We start from the raw sequence: 17,205 nt of genomic DNA on the forward strand, positions 1-17,205 counted from the left end.
CGCGGAGCGGTCTTTCCCTCTCGGCGCACGCTACCGCGAGCGTTCGCAAGATTGCGCGAAGCGTTACGGGCGATGGATTACGGCTGGGCCGGTGCCCCGACGCGTTTGCACAGTTGGGTCATCCAGCGGCAAAAGGCATGGGCGAGATCCGGATTGCGGCTACGATCGGCCGCATAGGCGCGATAGCGCATGCCGCTCGGCGCGCGCGTGCCAGGCACGATCCCCAGCAATCCCTGGCGGATCAGGTCGGCGACGACAATTTCAGGGGCGACCAGCAGGCAGCGGCCGGTAGTGACTGCCGGTAAAGCCAGGTAGTGGTGGTCGTAGCGCGCCCCCGACAGGATGTCGGAGGGCTTCAGTTCCATCGCCTTGAGCCAGGTCGGCATGATGTCTGGGCGCGACGTGACGGCCAGTACCGGCATGGCGCTGATTGCGTCGAGGCCGCGGCCCGCGATGTTCTGCGGGGCGCCGACGCAGACGAGCTGCTCGTCGTGAATGTCCCAGCGGTCCGACGGCTCTGCCAGCACGAGATCGCGCGTCAGCAGGACGTCGAAACCGTCGGTGGACGACGGCATCGACAATGACGTGGTGATGTCGACGAGCGTGCCGCCCATTTCGCGTGAAAAGTCCTGCAGGTTGGGGACGAGAAGCGTATAGGCGAAAGTGGACAACGAGGTACGCACGACCAGCCGGTTGGTTTCGCTGAGATCACGCCGTCGCATGCGCTGGGCGGTGAACAGGATGGTTTCCAGCGGCTCGCCTACCGCTTCGGCGAACAGGCGGCCGAATTCGGTCAGTTCGCTGTAGCGGCCGCGGCGCTCGATCAACCGGGCTCCCAGATAGGCCTCCAGCACCGCGAGGTGGCGGCTGACCGAGCTTTGAGTGATGCCGAGGCTCTTCGCGGCGCGCGTAACGCTGCGTTCACGCGCAATCTGCACGAACGCGCGTACTGCGTTGAGCGACAGATCTTCATCGTCCGACACACCTGCTCCCTGCAAAAACGACTCCCGGCAAACGAGTCCGAACCGACTGGCGAACGTCGCCCTGGGGCGTCACGTTATCGTATTTCTCGACACGCGTCATGCGCGGTTCGGTGAATTCATGCGATGACCGCGACCTGCAGCGGATCCGGTGTGGCAGGGGCGAGCGCGATGCGTCGGCTGTTACCGTCGGTCATCGCAACAATGAACACGCATGGGCGATCCGCTGCATCGCCTCAGTCAGTTCGCCATCCGAAGCGGCATAGGAAACGCGAAAATGACCGGGCAATTCGAATGCAGTTCCCGGCACGACGGCGACGCCCGCATGACGCAGCAGGTACATCGCGAGATCCGTATCGGTTTCGATTCGCGTGCCCTGCGGCGTATAGCGGCCGAGCACGTCGTGGCAGCCGGGGAACGCATAGAACGCGCCGGGAGGCATGTCGCATGTTAGTCCGTCCACCGCGCGCAGCGCGGCCACCACGCGGTCGCGACGCTGCCGGAAGGTGTCGACGAAGTCGCGCAGGAAATCCATCGGGCCGTCAAGCGCGGCGATCGATGCAGCCTGGCTGATTGAACTAGTATGCGATGTCGACTGGGATTGCACGAGGTTCATCGCCTTGATCAACGCGAGCGAGCCAGCGCCGAAGCCGACGCGCCAGCCGGTCATCGCATAGGCCTTGGATACGCCGTTGATGGTCAGCGTGCGGGCGGCCAGGTCGGGTACGACGGCCGCCGGTGTCGAGAACGGCGCGTCGTCGTAGCGGATTTTTTCGTAGACATCGTCCGCTATCACCCAGACGTGAGGATGACGCAGCAGCACTTCGCCCAGCGCGACGAGCTCGTGGTGGTCGTATACCGCCCCGCTCGGGTTGGACGGCGAATTCAGCATCAGCCATTTCGTCCGCGGCGTGATGGCCGACTCTAGGCGCTCGGGCGTCAGTTTGAATCCGCTGTCTGCACCGCAGCGCACGATCACGGGCTGGCCGCCCGCAAGCCTGACCATCTCGGGATAGGACACCCAGGCAGGCGTCGGGATTACGACCTCGTCGCCGGCGCCAACGGTCGCCTGCAATGCGTTGTAAAGCAGTTGCTTGGCGCCGCAGCCGATCTGGACCTGATCCGGATCGAAGGTCAGGTTGTTGTCGCGCTGAAACTTGCGAACAACGGCTTCGCGCAGCGCGCGCGTGCCGGCGACGTCGGTATAACGGGACTGGTTGAGGTCGATGGCGGATTTGGCCGCTTCGCGAATGTGCGCCGGCGTCGGGAAATCGGGTTCGCCTTGGCTGAGTGCGATGACATCTCGGCCTTCACGCCGGAGCTGGCGTGCGAGGCGTGTCATCGCGCCTGTCGCGGAGGGCTTGGCGGTCAGGACACGTTGTGCGAGGAATGCCGATTCGTTGATGGTTGACGAAGTCATGGGATGATGCGTGTTCTTGAAGATCGATGGGTGGAATTCCGGCGTGACGATATCGATGCGATGCCCGCGCGCATGCGCCGCCCGGGATGCGTGCGTGGTCATTCGGTGGTGTCGAGCTTGTCGCGAAGCCAGTCGCCGACGATCGATATCGCGAGCGCCGTCAGCGAAATCACCAGGGAAGGCGACAATAGGATCCACGGCGCGCGAGTGAGGTAGTCGCGGCCGTAGCCGATCATTGCGCCAAGCGACGTCATTGGCGGCTGGACACCTAGGCCGAGAAAGCTCAGGCCGCTTTCCACGAGCATGATTTCGGGAAAGGCCAGGGTCATCGAGACGATGAGCGTCGACGCGATATTGGGCAGGATGTGACAGACATAAATCCGCAGCGGATGCGCGCCGAGCTGCCAAACCGCTGCGGCATAGCCTTCGCCCTGCGCGCGCAATGCCAGCCCGCGTGCGATACGGGCATAACGCTCCCATCCGTAGAGCGACAGCAGCAGAACGAAGATAGCGAGCGAATTGCCGACGAACGCGAGCACCGCAAGCGCGAGGATGAGGAACGGCATCGACGCCTGGAAATCGACTAGGACCAGCACGAGGCTTTCGATAGGGCCGCGAAAGTGTGCGGCAACGAAGCCCATGATCGTTCCGATGGCGGCACCGATGAGCGTGGCGCCCAGCGCGATCATGATGCTCATTCGGATCGACAGCAGCAGTCGAGAGAGCATGTCGCGCCCGAGTTCGTCGGTGCCGAGCCAGTGCGCCATCGTTCCGCCGAAGCCGATCGGCGGTGAAAGACGGTTGCGCAGATCGATGGTCGCAAAGTCGAACGGCATCAACTTGTCCGCCAGCAGGGCGAGGACGATCATCGCGGCGATCCAAACGATCGCGAGGCCGACCGACGCGGGAACGCGGGGCATTGCGCGCGTCGTGCCGGCGGTATCGGTGCCGGTCTTCACGGGAGCCATCGATGTCACAGGTTACCTTCCTTCGCCATTCGCGGATCCAGCAATCCGTAGGCGATGTCAACGAGAATGTTGGAGACGACCATGGTCACGGTCACCAGAAACAGCAGGCACTGAACCACGGAGACATCGCGCGCCACGACGGACACCACCAGGAGCTGACCGATGCCGGGCCACGAAAAGACGCTCTCGACAATAACGGCGCCGGAAATCAGGCCGCCGATCATGAAACCGACGATTGTGACTGTCGGAATCGCGGCATTCGGCACGGCGTGGTGGTGTACGACCCGTCGCCACGGTGCGCCCTTCGCGCTCGCGGTGCGGATATATGGCTGGCCGAGAACTTCGAGCATCGCGCTGCGAACGAAGCGCGCCAGGATGGCCGAGCCGTTGATGCCTAGCGTGATCACCGGCAGGACCGCGCTCGACCAACCGTGCGCGCCACCCGACGGCAGCCATTTCAGCCAGACCGAGATCACGAGCACCAGAACGAGTCCCAGCACATAGGACGGAACGGTGAAGCCCGCGATCGCGCCGATCATCACGATCCGGTCGACGGCGCTGCCGCGATGGAGCGCCGCATAGATGCCGGCTGGGATGCCGATGGCCAGATTGACGAGCAGCGCGGGCACCGTGATGGCCAGCGTGACGGGAATACGCTCCATCACGACGGTGAGCGCGGCTCGTCCGTCGCGCATGGATTGCCCCAGATCGCCGGTCAGGATCGCATGCAGATAGTAGACAAACTGCACCCACAACGGCTGGTCCAGGCCCCACGACGCGCGGAAGGCCGCGAGCGCCTGCGGCGACGCCTCGTTTCCGAGTATCTCCAGCGCGGGATCGCCGGTAAGACGCAGGATGAAAAAGGCAAACGTCACCACGAGCAGCGTCGTCAGGAGCGCGCGCGCGGTACGAGTCAGAATGTAGCGGGTCATTAGCGCGCCTCCGTTGCCGAGGTCGAAACCGGGACGAGATGGCAGGCCACGCGCCGCGCGGCGTCCGGGGCGAATGGTGCGAGTACGGGCGCGATCTGCCGGCACGCATCCCGTGACGTCGGACAGCGCGGGTGGAACGCGCAGCCGTCGGGGCGGTCCGCCGGGTTCGGCGGCTCGCCCTGCAGCACGATGCGATTCTTCTTCAAACCTTCGTGCGTCGGCGCCGCCGACACCAGTGCCTGCGTATACGGGTGCTGCGGATCTTCAAGCACCGCGTCGGTTGGCCCTTCCTCGACGATGGTGCCGAGGTACATGACGGCGATCCGGTCGCTGATCTGGCGAACCGCGCGCAGATCATGGCTGATGAACAGGATCGCGGTTCCGCGCGACTGCCTGAGATCCGAGAGCAGATTCAGGATCTGAGCCTGGATCGACACGTCGAGCGCGGAGATCGGTTCGTCGCAGACGATGAGATCGGGATCGGTCGCGAGTGCGCGCGCCAGGACGACCCGTTGGCGTTGGCCGCCGGACAGGCTGGCCGGCAGGCGGTCCGCATGATCCGGACGCAAGCCGACCGCATCGAGCAGGGCGGACACACGATCGCGCACATCGGCAAGGCCATGAATGATCATCGGCTCCTCGATCTGGCGGCGAACGGCCAGACGCCGGTCGAGCGCGGCAAGCGGATTCTGGAAGACCATCTGCATCTGGGCCCGCTGGCGGCGCCACGCAGCGCTGCCGGGCGCGGGCAGGCATGCGCCGTCGAACTTCACGGTTCCCGCATCGGCCTTCTCGATCCCCAGCAACAATCGGCCCGTCGTGGACTTGCCCGAGCCGGATTCCCCGACCAGACCAACGGCTTCGTGCTGGCCGACGGCAAGCGATACGCCGTTGACTGCATGAACCACGTGTCCGTGCCGAAAGATGCCGCGCGATGATACGTAACGCTTGACGAGCCCTTCGGCTTCCATCAGTGGCTGGGTATTCACTAGGCGATCCTCAATTCTTCAGCCGGTGTGAAGCGGTGGCATGCGAGCTGGTGCGATCCACTCGTGTCGCACAGTATTGGGACTGCCTTGTCGCACGCGTTCACGCGCTCGGCGCAGCGCCGCGAGAACGGGCAGCCCGGACCGGCTTCGCCCGGTTTGGGGACGGTGCCGGGGATGGCTCTCAGCCTCGCACGCGGTCCGGACAGAGACGGTGCCGCGCCCAGAAGACCTTTCGTATAGGGATGACGCGGCGCGCGGAACAGCGAGTCGATCGGCCCTTGCTCGACGACGCGGCCGGCGTACATGACGTAGGCCCGCCCGCACAGCTCGGCAACCACACCGAGGTCGTGCGAGATCAGCACCAGGGCCATGCCCGTATCCTGCTGTATCTCACGCAACAGGTTGAGGATCTGAGCCTGGACCGTGACGTCGAGCGCCGTCGTCGGCTCGTCGGCGACCAGCACGTCCGGCCGCCCGGCCAACGCCATCGCGATCATCACGCGCTGGTTCTGTCCCCCGGAGAGTTCATGGGGGTATGCGTCGAGCCGCGTCGCGGCATCCGGAATGCCGACCTGGTCGAACAGGCGACGGGCCTCCGCGCGTGCCGAGGTACGCGTCATGCCGCGGTGCAGCCGCAGGGTTTCCATGACCTGCGCGCCGACCCGATGCACGGGATTCAGCGCACTCGACGGATCCTGGAACACCATGGCGATCCGCCGCCCTCTGATTGAGTCGAGCCGTTCGGCGGACGCGCCGAGGATGTCGTCTCCCGACAGGCGCACGCGTCCCGACACCTTGGCCTTGCGGGGCAACAGGCCGAGCGTTGCCAGCCAGGTGACCGACTTGCCGCTGCCGCTCTCGCCGATCAGCCCGACGGCTTCTCCCGCCGCGAGCGACAGGTCGATTCCGTGGAGGGCGGGCATGCCGTCGAAGGACACGGAGAGGTCCTCGATCTCCACGATGGGCATCATGCGTTTGATTCCATGTCTGTGAGTTCTCTTCGCCGGGTTGATGTCGGCCACGCAAGCGGACTGACGGCATCCGCGTGGCGTCGTTTGCGTGGCGCTCGTTGACCGGTCACGCGGCCCAGCCGGGCCCAAAATTCATGTCGAGCGTCTGACCGGTGCGCCAGTTGATGTCTTTGCGCTTGCCGTAAAACTGGCCGGACGTATGCAGGATGATCGCCGGCATGTCGTTGTCGAGGATGTCGAGCATGCTGGCGACCGCTTGCCGCCGTTGCGCTTTGTCGGCCGTGGTCTGGGCTTGCCGGCCAAGATCCATGTAGGCTTTGTTCGACCACTCGCGCAGGGTGGTCAATTCGCCCTGCGGGCCGAACACGCGCCACGGGCAGCCCATGTGATCCTGAAGAATTGCGGTGGTCGAGTTGTCGTAGATCGCGTTGATCGGTGCCTTCTGGATCTGCGAGAAATTCTCCATCATGTGGATCTCCACATTTAGGCCGACGCTTTTCCACATCGAGATCATGGCCTGCGCGCCGGCCACCTGGTTCGGATAGTAGTCATTCAGCAGGCGGTACGAGATTGGCGTGCCGTTGTACTTCGCCTCGGCCAGCAGCTTCTTCGCGGCGGCGGGATCGTACTTGATCGCCGGATGCTCCGCGATGAAGTAGTCGCCGAACGACGCGAACTGCCATCCGCGTGGAACGGTCAGTCGTCCTTCCCAGAGCGAGTCCGTGAGCAGCTTGCGATCGATCGCGAGACTCATCGCGCGACGAACGCGCGGGTCGCGAAGAACAGGTCCCGTCGTGTCGATGGCGAGCGACCGGATGTTCTGGACGGCGCCACCGGCGATTTCCGTGGCAGAGTTGCCTCGAACCGTCGAAAACTGGTCGGGTGCCACGTCGGTGATGATGTCGACGTCGCCCGCCAGCAGCGCGTTCACGCGGCTCGACGCTTCGGGGATGATCATGAAGTCGATTGTCTTGAACGGCGGTCGGCCGGCCCAATGGTCGTCGAAGGCCTTCAGCTTGACCGCCACGTCCGTTCGTTTCGACAAGATCGCATAGGCGCCGGTGCCGACCGGCGCCTCGAGCCACTTCGCCCATGAGCCGGCGGCGGCAAACGCACGCTTGCTGACGATCTCGGAGGACCACCCCGCGAGGCGCTGTTCGAGCAGCAGATCCGGCCCCGACGTCCGCACGACGACCGTGTGATCGTCGATGATGTCAACGCCCGCGATCGGCTGCAGCGTCTGCATGGCGACCGTCTGCCCGGTGCGATTAGGCCCGAGCAGGCGCTCGGGACTCAGGCTGAAGGCGACGTCCGCGGCGGTCATCTCGCCGCCGTCATGAAAGCGCACGCCCTTGCGCAGATTAACGCGCAGCGCGTCCGGACCGACGCGTTGCCAGCTCATGGCGAGCGCCGGCTTGAGCCGCATCTTGTTCGCATGATCGAAGGCGATCAGCGTATCGAACATGGATGTCGACACGCGCCGTGTGGCCGTGTCATTCAGCATCACCGGGTCGATCTGGACCGGATATCGCGACATGCCGACGCGCAGTTGCCGCCGCGTGTCGGACGCCGCGCTCGCGAGAGCGGGGGCGAGCGCCGCCGCGCTCATAGCGATGCCAGTCTTGAGGAATGCTCGTCTGTTCGACATGATCTTTCCCTTGATGTACTCGTCAGAAGAAATGCTTTTTTTCGATGCATCGGTTACTCAATCGGGCCGAATTATAGGAATCCGCTGGAGACAGCTCGATGAAATGCATCGAAAAATGCGATGCTTCGCGCGCGTTTGGCGATGGGGCGGTCCGGCGCAAGGCGCATGCGACGTCATTCAGCGAACCGTATGGTTCGGCTGGCTCGTCTTCTGGAAAGGAGTGGGGATGGTGGCGATGCGGGCGTGACCGGGTGCGGGTGTGTTCGCAAGCACGGCGCATGTCGGATCGACACGCGCCGGCACGGGCGGTCAGCGCAGGAAGCGGGATTCCTGCGCGCGAACGGCGTCCATCCGCTGCAAGCGGAAAATCTCATCGACCGAGACGATGTCTTGATGAACGTGCTGTACGCCGCCGTCCGCGACGATGCGGCGGAACGTCTGCTGCATCGCAGTGGCCGCGGCCCGGATGCCGTAATTTCCGTAGATGACCATGCGGACGTTGCCGAGTGCCCTGATTCGATGTGCGTCGAGTTCGGGGTAGGCATTCGGGACGAGGACGAGCGGAGCGTTGCCGTTCCACGCGCGCGCGAACTGTTCTATTTCCGCGGGGTCCTTCTGCTTCGAATGAACCAGGATCATGTCTGCGCCGGCGCGTTCATACGCACGGGCGCGCTTCAATGCCTCCTCTTCGCCGAGGCCCGCGATCAGCGCCTCCGTCCGGGCAATGACGAGAAAATCGGGATCGACACGTGTCGCGATGGCCGCCTGGATCTTGCCTTCGAATTCTTCGATGCGAAGCAGTTCCTGACGGCCGCCGGTAGCGAGGCTCGTGACTTTCGGAAAGGTCTTGTCCTCGATCACGACGGCCGCCGTGCCGGCGCGCTCGTACTCGGCGATGGCGTGGATCACGTTGATGGCGTTGCCATAGCCGGTGTCGATATCTGCGACGATCGGCAGCGATGAGCGCGCGGCAATCGAGCGCAACATGTCGAGATGCTGCGTCATCGAAATCATGCTCATGTCGGGTAATCCGAGCAGCGCGGAGAGCTCAAAGCCGGATGCCCACAGTCCGTCGAATCCGGCCTCTTCGGCGAGGATCGCGGAAAGCGGGCTATGGGTAGCCATGATGTGGACCAGACTGGATTCGGCCATGCGATCGCGAAGCTGTTTTGCTTTGCTCATAGGGACGTAATTGGAAAAGGGCAGGGCCATGCGCCATTGCCGTATCCGGCGCGCACAACCTGCTGTTGCGAGGAATGGGAACCTCAACACTAGTTCAGGCAATGGCTGGTCGCCAGCGCATGCATCGCATGAGTCGGTTGTGCTGATCGCAATTCTCGATGAATGGACAACGTCAGGGAGATAGCCGTCGCTGTCGTCGCGCTGCTCGGAAGCGCGCCCCATGGCGTGGCGAATCAAATCACGCAACCCTCTAGTGATGCGGCGGCCCGAGAACTCCGCAAAGCAATCTGGCCATTTACGCGCAACGCCGCCGCCGGTCTACCTTCTGCGTCGCTGGTAGCAGACACCCAATGGCACCCCTTGTTGTTGGCCCGCATCAAGATCTTGCTAGCCAGCCTGGAGTCGAAGTTCGGCCTTAAGTCGACCGACAACATCGGCCGGAAGCTGTCCAAGAACGCCCTGCCAAGCGTGCCGCTCGCCAGCGCCGAGGACCTGGCCTCCAGCGATGTCCCGGCCCTGCGAGTCGACACCGTTCACAAGGCAAAGGGAGAAAGTCTGGATGCCGTGCTGTACATCACTCTCAAAGAGCATGCGCAGGCACTGTTGGATGGTGTTAGCACGGAGGTCGGGCGCATTGGCTACGTCGCGGCAACCCGGGCCCGAGATCTGCTGTGGGTGTGGGCGAGTCGACACTGGTCTTCGTGACAGCACTCGCGGTGACGACAGCAGTGCGCGGTGCCCCCTGAATTCAGGAGGTTTTCGCATGCTTCGGGCGACTGCGATCGTCGAAGTGACAACTTCACTTATTCTCAAGCGGTCCGCTCATTTCAATGCTCCCTCGGCCACCAGCACCTCATGCGCGGCCCTGAACGCACTGAGCCCGTTCGGAATGCCCGAATAAGCGGTCGCATGCAGCAGCGTCGCCTTGATTTCCTCGACGCTCACACCGTTGTTGAGCGCGCCTTTCACGTGCAGCTTGAGCTCGTTGGTATGCCCCGCCGCAGTCAGCATCGCGAGGTTGAGCAGGCTGCGCGTCTTGCGGTCGAGCGTGTCGTCGCCCCATGCCCAGCCCCACGCCCACGCGGTGGTGGCGCGCTGGAACGCCATCATGAATGCATCGGCCTTTTCCATCGACGCATCGACGTATTCGGGGCCGAGCACTTCCCGGCGGATCGGCAAGCCTTTCTGAAACAGCGCGTCGTCTTCATTCATGATCGTTCTCCTTCGTTAATCCAGGGCAGCACCGGCCGGGCAGCGGCCGCGCGCAGGCGAACCGTTCCTCGACGCGAACAGGTAGCACACCAGCGCGGTGACGACGAGCCCCACCATCCACGACACGTCCGCGCCACCGAGAATCGACGCCCACGGGCCGTGGAAGAAGCTCTCGTCCATGAACGGCACCTGGACCGCGATGCCGAACACGTAGATCGCGAGCGCCTTGACGTTGAACGCCCCGTACACGCCGCCATTGCTGCTGATGATCTCCGCGACGCGGTAATGCCGATGGTTGACCAGATAGAAGTCGATCAGGTTGATCGCGATCCACGGCGCCAGCACGATGCGCAGTGCGAAGATCGCGTTGAGGAAGATCGAGATGAAGTTGCTCGACGCCCACAGCGCGGTGGTGGTCGACGCCACCAGCAACACCGCCGACACGCCGACGCGCACGTTCCGGCCGGGCACCCAGTGCGGGCGGAAGGTCTGCGCGGCGGTGATGAACGACAGCACCGCGCCATACAGGTTCATCCCGTTGTGGCCGATGATGTTGACGAGGAACAGGAAGATCAGCACGTAGCCGAACGCGCCGGTCTGCTCTCGGATCGCCTGCATCGCGTCGGTCGAATGCCCGGTGCTGACGGCGAGCACGCCGAACAGGAACGCGAAGATCGTACCCAGCGACGTGCCGAAATACGTGTACGCAAAGGTCTTCCCGAATCCGGTGGAAGCCGGCAGGTAGCGCGAATAATCGGACGTATAGGGCGCGAAGCTGATCTGCCACACCGCGCACAGCCCGAACATCGCGAACCAGTTCGCGAGATCGAAATGCCCCTGTGCGAAGATTCGCGCGTCGAGGCCGGGCGCCATCAGCGCGATGCCGATCGCGAGCGCGCCGCCCATGAACCACGCGCCGATCTTGTTGAAGCGATGAATGAAGTGGCAGCCGATCACGCCGACCAGCGTCGCGAGCACTGCGCCGATGACGGTCGCGACCGGCACGGGCACCGCGGGCGCCGCTGTATGGAGCGTCTTGCCCGCGAGAATGATGTTCGACACGAAGAAGCCGAGATAGATCAGCGTGGTGAATCCCACCACCAGCAGCGAACCGTAGCGGCCGAACTGCGCGCGGCTCTGGATCATCTGCGGTACGCCGACCATCGGCCCTTGCGCGGAGGTGAGCGCGTGAAAGATCGCGCCGAAGAATTGCCCGGCCGCGATCGCGAGAATCGCGCTGACCAGGTCCAGATGGAACACCAGCACCGACGTGGCGCCCGAGATCACGGCCAGCGGCGCGACGTTCGTGCAGAACCACAGGGTGAAAAGGTCGGCCGGCTTGCCGTGCCGCGCGTCGGGGGCCACATACTCGATCGAGTTGCTTTCGATCGCCAGAACACTGTTATCGTTTTCTGCTTGCTTCACGCTGTCTCCATCTTTATTGCCGGCCCTGCCGTGCCGCGCGCGCGATTCGGCGCGGCAGGGCACGACAGGGTCTGTACGGCTTTGAATCGATACGGCACGCGACTGCACGCGAATGCCGGCCCGCTCAACGCATCACGAACGGGTCGCTGATCGGATCGTCCGACGTGCGCAGCCACACGGACTTCGTCGTCGTGTATTCGAGCGCCGCGCTCAGGCCGCCTTCGCGGCCGTGCCCGGACAGGCCGAAGCCGCCGAACGGCACGAGCGGCGACACGGCCCGATAGGTGTTGATCCACACGATGCCCGAGCGCACGCGCTTCGACACGCGATGCGCGCGGGTCAGGTTGGTCGTGAAGATGCCGGCCGCGAGGCCGTAAGCCGTGCTGTTCGCCTTCTCGATCGCTTCCTGCTCGGTTTCGAACGTGTCGACCGACAGCACCGGGCCGAACAGTTCCGTCGTGATGCTGTCGGCGTTCTCGACACCGGTGCAGTCGAGGATGGTCGGCGCGTAGTAATAGCCGTCGCGCTCGAGCTGCTTCCCGCCCGCAAGCACTTTCGCGCCCTGACGCACCGAACTCGCGACCACCGTTTCGATGTTGCGAAGCTGACGCTCGGTGCACAGCGGCCCGTACTCCGTTTCCTTCTCGTTGGGCGACCCGACGCGAATGCGCGATACGCGCTCGACCAGCAACGCAAGGAAGCGCTCCTTGACGGACGCCTCGATCAGCAGGCGAGAACCCGCGACGCAACTCTGGCCGCTCGCCGCGAAGATCGCGGCGACCTGCGCATTCGCCGCGCTCTGGATATCGGTATCGGCGAACACGATGAACGGCGACTTTCCGCCAAGTTCCAGCGACACCTTCGCGAGGTTGTTGGCCGTGTTTCGCACGATATGGCGCGCGGTCTCGGGGCCGCCGGTGAACGCGACCTTGTCCACGCCCGGATGGCTGCTCAGCACTGCACCGCATTCCGGGCCGAAGCCCGTAATGACGTTGACGACGCCAGGCGGAAAGCCGGCCTCGTGCACGAGGCGCGCGAATTCCAGCAATGGCCCCGGCGCTTCCTCGGACGCCTTGAGCACCACCGTGCAGCCGGCCGCGAGGGCCGGGCCGACCTTGACCGCGGACAGGAACAGCTGGCTGTTCCAGGGCACGATCGCGGCGACCACGCCGACGGGCTGCCGCTCGAGCCACACCTGCATGTCGGGCTTGTCGACCGGGATGCTGCTGCCTTCGAGCTTGTCGGCGATGCCCGCGTAGTAGCGGTAATACTCGGCGACATACGCGATCTGGCTCGACGTCTCGCGGATGATCTTGCCGGTGTCGTTCGTTTCGATTTCAGCGAGTCGCGGCGCGGCCTGTTCGACGAGATCCGCAAGTTTGTACAGCAGCTTGCCGCGCGCCGATGCCGACAGCCCGGCCCAGGCCGGATCGGTCAACGCACGGCCGGCGGCCGCCACTGCACGGTTGACTTCGTCGGTCCGCGCTTCCGGCATCTGCGCCCACACGGCGCCGGTCGCCGGATTGAGGCTGCCGAAGGTCGCGGCGCCGGGCTCGAACTGCCCGTCGATATACAGCTGAAAATGCACGTTCATGGCGTCGTCCCCTTATTGGAACGCCGGCATCACGTCGCGGATCATCCGTTCGAGCGACGCCTTCTTGCGCTCGAAGCTCATGCCGGTATCGATCCAGAACGAGTACTCGTCGAAGCCGAGCGCCTCGTATGCCTTCAGGCGCGCAATGACCTCGGCGGGCGTGCCGATCACGTTGTTCTTGCGCATCGCTTCCGGCGTGTAGAACGGATGCGCGGCGATTTCCTCCGGGCTCAGCGGCTTGATCATCCCGCGGCTGATCGGCCGCTCGTTCTTGAACCATGCGCCGAAGTAGTTGTAGAACACATTGACTTCGTCGGAGGCCAGTTGCGCGTCGTCCTCGCTACTCGCCACGTAGGTGTGACGCAGCAGCATGATCTGCGGACGCGGCACGTCGCTGAACTTCTCGCACGCGGCATTGAAGTGGCCAACCAGCTTCTCGACTTCCTCGTCGCCGAGGTGCAGCGGCGTGACCTGCACGTTGCAGCCGTTCGCGACCGCGAACTCGTGGCTGTTCGGATCGCGCGCGGCCACCCAGATCGGCGGGTGCGGGCGCTGCAGCGGCAGCGGCGAGGACGTCGTCGCCGGGAATTGCCAGAACTCGCCTTTGTGCGCGTAATCGCCTTCCCACAGCTTCTTCACGGCCGGGATGAGTTCGCGCATGCGCTGGCCCGCGCCCCACGCGTCGAGGCCCGGCATCAGGCGCTCGTATTCGAACGAGTAGGCGCCGCGCGCGATGCCCAGTTCCAGGCGGCCGCCCGAGATGATGTCGGTCATCGCGGCTTCGCCGGCGAGCTTGATCGGGTGCCAGAACGGTGCAACGACCGTGCCGGTGCCGAGCCGCACGCGCTTCGTCTTGTTGGCGAGGTCGGCGAGGTTGATGAACGGATTCGGCGCGATCGTGAAGTCCATGCCGTGGTGCTCGCCGGTCCAGACGGCGTGCATGCCGCCGCGATCGGCGATCTGGCACAGCTCGACCATCTCGTCGTACAGCTGCTTTTGGCTGGTCTGGTCGGAGACGCGCTCCATGTGGACGAAAAGCGAAAAACGCATGATGTGACCTTTCAGGAAAGAAGCGGGCGGACGGTGCCGGTGCTGTGATCGCCGAAGTACAGGCCGTAACTCTTCAACTGGCTCTCCTTGCGATAGCGTTCGAGCATGCTGGCCAGCGCACTGTCCTGGAACGCGTCGGCGTCGATGTCGTCGAGGTTCACGAATTCGCCGGCGGCGGCCACTTCGTCAGGTGCGCTGCAGAGGAACGAGATGTACTGGTAGTGCGTCTCGGTATTGTTGTAGACCGAATAAATGAAGCTCGCCGATGCGTCCGGCTGGTATTGCCTGAAGAGTTCGGCGAGCGCCTTGTCGGCGCCGGCGTTGCCGATCTCCTTGGTGGGCAGCGCCCACTTGCCGTCGGCCGTCTTCACCATCAGCACCTTGTCGTCGCGCGTGATGATGGCGCTGACGATGACCTTCGGGCCGGCGATCACCTCGGCCGACAGCTTCGCCGGCGTGAAATAGCCGCCGCGGTAATAGCCGAGCCCCGCGTAGCCGGCGGAATGGAACGCCTCGACCTTGCCGACGATGAGCGCGTGATCGCCCGCGTCGATCACCGCGTGCGTCGTGCAGTCGAACCACGCGCTGACGTCGTCGATCAGCGGGTTGCGATGCGCGCTCAGGTGCCAGCCGACCTGTGCGAAGCGGTCGTCGCTGGGCCGTGCGAACGTGTTGGACAGGTCCTTCTGGCCTTCCGCGAGGATGTTGATCGCGAAGTGGCCGGTGGTGGAAAACGTCTGGAAATTGCTCGACGTCTTCGCGATGCTGACGAGCAACAGCGCGGGATCGAGCGACACCGACGAGAACGAGTTCGCGGTAAAGCCGAGCGGCTGGCCGTCGTCGCGGGCGGTGGTGACGATCGTTACGCCGGTCATGAACGCGCCGAACGCATCGCGCAACTCCCGGGTGTTGATCGTCGGGGCTTCCTGGCTGGTTGCTTGGCTCATCTCACACTTCCGATTTCAGGGTTTCCGCCTGTGGCTCGGTCTGCAACCAGGCACGCAGGGCGCGATTGACTTCCTCGGGCGCGGTCAGGTTCACCATGTGGCGCTCGTTCTCGATTACGACGGCCTTGCCGTCATGCGCGGCCTGCGCCATCTGCCTGGCCATCTCGGGCGTCGAATTCGGGTCGTCCGACCCGGTGAGCACGAGGGCAGGGCAGGCAATCCGGTGCCAGCCGTCCGCATACACTTCGTCGCCCTTCGCGAACGCGGTGTACGCGGTCGCATAACCCGCCAGATCGACGGACTGCAGCCACGCTTCCACCTTCCGCGCGGCGACCTGCTGCGCTTCTTCCGCGTTGAACCAGCGCCGCAGCGGCGTATCGACGTCGATCGTGCCCGAGCGCAGTTCGGCGGCACGTTGCAGCACGGCTTCGCGTGCCTGCTCGGTGCGGCGGTACACACCGTTCAGAACTGCGACGCGCTTCACCAGATCGGGCCGCGTCACCGCGACGCCGGCGGCGATCAGCGAGCCCATCGAATGGCCGGCCAGGTTGACGGGGCCGACCTGCAGCGCCTCGATGAATTCGATCGCCCATTGCACGAATTGCTGCAGGTCGGCGTCGGTGGCGAGCGCATCGCTCGTGCCGTGACCGGGCATGTCGACCGAAATCACGCGGAAGTCGCGCGACAGGTCGTCGATCTGCGGATACCACGCGCTCGCCTGCATGCCGACCCCGTGAATCAGCACCAGCGGTTCGCCGGCGCCCTGGTCGAGATAGTGGGCGACGCGCTTATTTGACAGCGGCAGGGTTCTTGACGTCATTTCCGAGCTCTGCAAGATCTTTGTAGCGGTCGCCGATGCGGTGGTGCGGGCGGCCGGCGGTGGCGGCGCCGATGGCGATGACCAGCTCGTCGGCGGCCGGTGCATCCGGAATCGAGAACTGGAGCGTCAGGTAGTGCGAACGGCGGCCTTCGTCGTTCTTGTCCATCATCGGAATCAGCAGCGGCGCATTGGCCGGGCCGCGCGTGTTGTTGAACGCGAGGTACGACTTCGCGCCGACGGCCGTGCGATACGTATTGCCGAAGTGCAGGGTGTGGATCAGCGCGGACGCATGCTCGATCTCACCGTCGAGGCCGACGATCGCGCTCTTGCCGAACGCTTCGACCGCGTCGCCCGAACCGGCTTCGTCGAGGATCAGTTTGGTCAGGTGTTCGCTCAACTGCGGCGCCAGCGCGCGGATCTCCGGCGACAGGTCCTCGACGTACCCGCGGCCTGCCCACGGGTTCTTGATCACGGCAACCGCGCCGATCATCTTCAGCGGTTTGGCAGCGACCTTGTCGCCATCCACATAGAGCGTCTCGACATGGAGGACGGATTTCCGAATCAGGCTCATGGCACCTTTCCTTTCGTGCGTTGATTGTGGGATTCATTGTGGTATACCATGTTACGGCATGCCATGAGTGTTAACCCGTGTCTCGAAATTTCCCGACAGTGGAGGTGAAAAATGAGTGCGTACTGGATTGCCCACGTGCAGGTGCTGGACCCCGCGAAGTACAAGGACTACACGGACCTCGCGCCGCAGGCGTTCAAGCAGTTCGGCGCGGTATTCCTCGCGCGCGGCGGCGCATCGCAGGTGCTGGAGGGGGAGTCGTTCGAGCGCCACGTCGTGATCCGCTTCCCGGATATGGAGACGGCGCTCGCGTGCTATCACTCGCCCGAGTACCAGGCGGCGAAGGCGAAGCGGGATGGGCATTGCCGCGCGCAGGTCTCGATCGTCGAGGGGCTGGAGGGGTGAGGGCGCGAGGCTGGTATTGCGTGGGACGGCGGCGTGTCGCGGCGCGGTATGGAAAGCTGGCCGGCAGTTAAGTCATAATATGGCATTCCATGTC

Annotated in this window: 17 protein-coding genes; 2 read left to right on the plus strand and 15 right to left on the minus strand. The window is 64.3% G+C overall.

What is annotated here, in order from left to right; translation table 11 throughout:
* Window positions 1-77 precede the first annotated feature (77 nt).
* The 8 genes from U5798_RS31135 to U5798_RS31170 all read right to left on the minus strand — a co-directional run bounded on the left by U5798_RS31135 (window position 78) and on the right by U5798_RS31170 (window position 9,090).
* On the minus strand, window positions 78-983 hold the full coding sequence (locus tag U5798_RS31135) for a LysR family transcriptional regulator (protein ID WP_193093095.1): 906 nt from the start codon (window positions 981-983) through the stop codon (window positions 78-80).
* A gap of 190 nt (window positions 984-1,173) precedes the next feature.
* Complete coding sequence (locus U5798_RS31140; protein WP_321958363.1) at window positions 1,174-2,400, minus strand: pyridoxal phosphate-dependent aminotransferase; 1,227 nt, start codon at window positions 2,398-2,400, stop codon at window positions 1,174-1,176.
* Window positions 2,401-2,498: 98 nt separating this feature from the next.
* The gene (locus U5798_RS31145; protein WP_415859520.1) at window positions 2,499-3,368 is read right to left on the minus strand and encodes an ABC transporter permease; all 870 of its coding nucleotides are present in this window, start codon (window positions 3,366-3,368) and stop codon (window positions 2,499-2,501) included.
* Window positions 3,369-3,373: 5 nt separating this feature from the next.
* Complete coding sequence (locus U5798_RS31150; protein ID WP_321958298.1) at window positions 3,374-4,300, minus strand: ABC transporter permease; 927 nt, start codon at window positions 4,298-4,300, stop codon at window positions 3,374-3,376.
* The gene (locus tag U5798_RS31155) at window positions 4,300-5,289 is read right to left on the minus strand and encodes an ABC transporter ATP-binding protein (RefSeq protein WP_322084227.1); all 990 of its coding nucleotides are present in this window, start codon (window positions 5,287-5,289) and stop codon (window positions 4,300-4,302) included. The genes U5798_RS31150 and U5798_RS31155 overlap by 1 nt, the downstream gene beginning before the upstream one ends.
* Window positions 5,289-6,260, minus strand: coding sequence for an ABC transporter ATP-binding protein (locus U5798_RS31160; protein ID WP_322084228.1), 972 nt, complete (start codon window positions 6,258-6,260; stop codon window positions 5,289-5,291). The genes U5798_RS31155 and U5798_RS31160 overlap by 1 nt, the downstream gene beginning before the upstream one ends.
* A gap of 106 nt (window positions 6,261-6,366) precedes the next feature.
* Window positions 6,367-7,908, minus strand: a complete 1,542-nt coding sequence (locus U5798_RS31165) for an ABC transporter substrate-binding protein (protein WP_322084229.1) — start codon at window positions 7,906-7,908, stop codon at window positions 6,367-6,369.
* A 309-nt stretch (window positions 7,909-8,217) separates the two neighbouring features.
* A complete protein-coding gene (locus tag U5798_RS31170) occupies window positions 8,218-9,090 on the minus strand; it encodes an isocitrate lyase/phosphoenolpyruvate mutase family protein (RefSeq protein WP_193093189.1) in 873 nt (290 codons plus the stop codon).
* Between the two features lie 162 nt (window positions 9,091-9,252).
* Here U5798_RS31170 and U5798_RS31175 point away from each other — a divergent pair, with 162 nt between their 5' ends.
* Window positions 9,253-9,795, plus strand: a complete 543-nt coding sequence (locus tag U5798_RS31175; protein ID WP_322084230.1) for an ATP-binding domain-containing protein — start codon at window positions 9,253-9,255, stop codon at window positions 9,793-9,795.
* Window positions 9,796-9,912: 117 nt separating this feature from the next.
* On the opposite strand, the gene U5798_RS31180 is transcribed toward U5798_RS31175, so the two are convergent.
* The 7 genes from U5798_RS31180 to U5798_RS31210 form a co-directional block, all read right to left on the minus strand.
* A complete protein-coding gene (locus tag U5798_RS31180; protein WP_193093100.1) occupies window positions 9,913-10,302 on the minus strand; it encodes a carboxymuconolactone decarboxylase family protein in 390 nt (129 codons plus the stop codon).
* Window positions 10,303-10,317: 15 nt separating this feature from the next.
* Window positions 10,318-11,727, minus strand: a complete 1,410-nt coding sequence (locus U5798_RS31185) for a purine-cytosine permease family protein (protein ID WP_322084231.1) — start codon at window positions 11,725-11,727, stop codon at window positions 10,318-10,320.
* Window positions 11,728-11,851: 124 nt separating this feature from the next.
* On the minus strand, window positions 11,852-13,321 hold the full coding sequence (locus tag U5798_RS31190; protein ID WP_193093102.1) for an aldehyde dehydrogenase: 1,470 nt from the start codon (window positions 13,319-13,321) through the stop codon (window positions 11,852-11,854).
* Window positions 13,322-13,333: 12 nt separating this feature from the next.
* Entirely contained in the window at window positions 13,334-14,371 is a 1,038-nt protein-coding gene (locus U5798_RS31195) for an LLM class flavin-dependent oxidoreductase (protein ID WP_322084232.1), read from the minus strand.
* Between the two features lie 11 nt (window positions 14,372-14,382).
* Complete coding sequence (locus U5798_RS31200; RefSeq protein ID WP_193093104.1) at window positions 14,383-15,318, minus strand: flavin reductase; 936 nt, start codon at window positions 15,316-15,318, stop codon at window positions 14,383-14,385.
* A 1-nt stretch (window position 15,319) separates the two neighbouring features.
* Window positions 15,320-16,138, minus strand: coding sequence for an alpha/beta hydrolase (locus U5798_RS31205; RefSeq protein ID WP_321958289.1), 819 nt, complete (start codon window positions 16,136-16,138; stop codon window positions 15,320-15,322).
* On the minus strand, window positions 16,107-16,709 hold the full coding sequence (locus U5798_RS31210; RefSeq protein ID WP_071335971.1) for an amino acid synthesis family protein: 603 nt from the start codon (window positions 16,707-16,709) through the stop codon (window positions 16,107-16,109). Before U5798_RS31210 ends, U5798_RS31205 begins: the two co-directional genes overlap by 32 nt.
* 111 nt (window positions 16,710-16,820) lie before the next feature.
* Between U5798_RS31210 and U5798_RS31215 the strand changes: the two genes are divergently transcribed.
* Entirely contained in the window at window positions 16,821-17,111 is a 291-nt protein-coding gene (locus U5798_RS31215) for a DUF1330 domain-containing protein (RefSeq protein ID WP_193093107.1), read from the plus strand.
* Window positions 17,112-17,205: the final 94 nt, after the last annotated feature.

Source organism: Burkholderia sp. BCC1972, from assembly GCF_905339605.1.
Classification (GTDB): Bacteria; Pseudomonadota; Gammaproteobacteria; order Burkholderiales; family Burkholderiaceae; genus Burkholderia.